This is a genomic window from Polynucleobacter sp. 35-46-11, assembly GCF_002281105.1.
Genome location: NZ_NCFJ01000437.1, coordinates 1 through 2,109, shown reverse-complemented (window position 1 = coordinate 2,109; position 2,109 = coordinate 1). Strand labels below are relative to the sequence as shown.

At 43.1% G+C, this 2,109-nt stretch carries 3 protein-coding genes; 2 read left to right on the top strand and 1 reads right to left on the bottom strand.

The window, feature by feature from the left end:
* Positions 1-167 precede the first annotated feature (167 nt).
* Complete coding sequence (locus tag B7Y67_RS16040; RefSeq protein ID WP_215303064.1) at positions 168-389, top strand: DUF465 domain-containing protein; 222 nt, start codon at positions 168-170, stop codon at positions 387-389.
* Between the two features lie 51 nt (positions 390-440).
* Here the strand turns inward: B7Y67_RS16040 and B7Y67_RS16035 are convergent, their stop codons facing one another.
* On the bottom strand, positions 441-788 hold the full coding sequence (locus B7Y67_RS16035; protein WP_293599487.1) for a zinc ribbon domain-containing protein YjdM: 348 nt from the start codon (positions 786-788) through the stop codon (positions 441-443).
* A gap of 72 nt (positions 789-860) precedes the next feature.
* Between B7Y67_RS16035 and B7Y67_RS16030 the strand changes: the two genes are divergently transcribed.
* On the top strand, positions 861-2,109 hold a 1,249-nt coding region (locus tag B7Y67_RS16030), incomplete at its 3' end, for an AsmA family protein (RefSeq protein ID WP_293599486.1).

Genomic DNA, 2,109 nt, shown 5'->3' with positions numbered 1-2,109 from the left:
TCTATCCACTTTTGCTGATACCTATATGGGGATTTACCTTGCAATATCAAGGGTGAAAATCTAATGGTTTGTTAGTTATATTGAATAAGGGTAGGGAGCTTGAATTTGAGCGCTAACTTGCTACACTGGAGTGGCAGTTATGAATAACCCCAACCTAAAGAGAATCTATGTTCCCTGAATATCGCGAGTTAATTACTAAGCTGAAAACATCAGATCGTCACTTTTCACATTTATTTGATAAGCACAACCATCTGGATCAAAAGATTCAGAGAATGGAGGCTCATACCGAACCTAGCACCCCTGAAGAAATTGAGATCCTGAAAAAGGAAAAGCTTTTACTTAAGGATCAGCTTTATACCGTTTTGAAAAAGGCTAGCGCTGCCTCTTAGTAGCTTTGGACCATCGGACCCTTATTGGGTCTGATGGTCTTTTGGTATGAATTACACCTTCTTTAAGAAGCAGGCTTTGAGTAACATATTGCCGGCCTCTGTCTTGCAGTCGACCTCGTGATCACCAGAGACTAAGCGAATACCCTTAATCTTTGTTCCAACCTTGAGAGTAGTGGACGATCCTTTTACCTTGAGATCTTTAATCAAGGTCACAGTGTCGCCATCAGCCAGTAAGTTGCCATTAGCATCTTTTACGATTAGGGCGCCTTCATCCTCTTCGACAGCAGTTGTCATAGGCCACTCATGACCACATTGAGCACAAACAAAATTCTCACCGTCAGGGTAGGTCATATCCTCCTGGCAGGCTGGACATTTTGGAAGATTGGTAGTGGTGTTCATGTTGATCTTAGTGAAAAATATATATATTCATTTTAGTCCACAGCGAGCGAGCTAATTTAGAATCAACTGACAATGAGTAAATCAATCAAGATCATCATCAGTGCTTTGGGCGGGATCATCCTCCTATTGATATTGGGAGCTTGGTACGCAGCCTCTACAGTGGATCCAGTCCAACTAACGAAGTTGCTCTCAAGTTCAGTTAAGGCCTCCACTGGACGAGATTTAAAAATAAACGGTCCTGTGAAATTGAGTTTTTTTCCAGGAATTTCTGTTTCTGCAGAACGCTTCAGTTTGAGTAATGCCTCTTGGGCATCAAATCCTGAAATGCTCACTCTCCAGCATATTGAGTTGGATGTTAAAGCTCTACCGCTACTCAGTAAGCGAATTGAGATTGGTAGCGTGAAACTTTCTGGTTTAGAGCTGCTACTTCAAAGAAATTCATCTGGTAAAGCAAATTGGGATATGAGTGCAGACATATCTACTGCTACTCCTGCTTCCATTTCTAGTAATGGCAATACGGACGCTTCTACGGTTAGTAACAATTTGATCTACATGGATAGTATTTCTATTGTGAATGCTCAAATTCAGTATCAAGATGCCGCTAATCCAATCTCCACTTATCAAATTAAACGTCTGTCATTGGTGGAGGGTGGCGATAAAACAGTCATCTCTCTCGGCATGCAGGCTCAAGGGCAGGCTATTGAGCTGAGTGGAAAAACAGGTTCTCTTTCTGGGTTATTCAAGCAATGGGATGTTGGATTAACAAAGTTCCCGCTGGACCTGGCTCTCAATATGAATGGCAAACCTTTATTGATTAAAGGCGAGATCATCAAACCTCCGAAAGCCATGCCCTCGATCAATTTGGCCGTAAGCTCAAAGTCATTTGACTGGCCCACGCTGGATGTAGCGACTAATCCGGCTCCTCAAACTGTGGGTGGCACTCAGCCAGCCCCAGCGACGCGCCAAGCCCAAAAGCCACAGTCCAGATACGTATTTAGTGATGAAACCATTCCTTTTGACTCAATACCTCGGGCCAAAGGGAAAATTGTCGTGGACATTGCGGAGTTGGGTTTGCCAAAGCGTAAGCCAATCGAGAATCTCCAGGCTACTTTGCATTTAGATGGCAGTTCAATTGATATCCCAAATATAAGCTTTCAGATGGGTAAGGGCTCTGCCAATTTGCAGATGAATCTCTCAAAGACCAATACTGTAAATCCCATGCTGATGGCAAAAGGTGTGACAAAAGATTTCACACTAGAGAATTTATTAGCCAGACTTGATCCGAGCTCCAAGGTCAGTGGCGGAGATATGAAGTTGGCAT

Bases quoted from the DNA above. Each gene is read 5' to 3' on its own strand.
- B7Y67_RS16040 (WP_215303064.1), top strand. From the start codon at position 168: ATGTTCCCTGAATATCGCGAGTTAATTACTAAGCTGAAAACATCAGAT.
- B7Y67_RS16035 (WP_293599487.1), bottom strand. From the start codon at position 788: ATGAACACCACTACCAATCTTCCAAAATGTCCAGCCTGCCAGGAGGAT.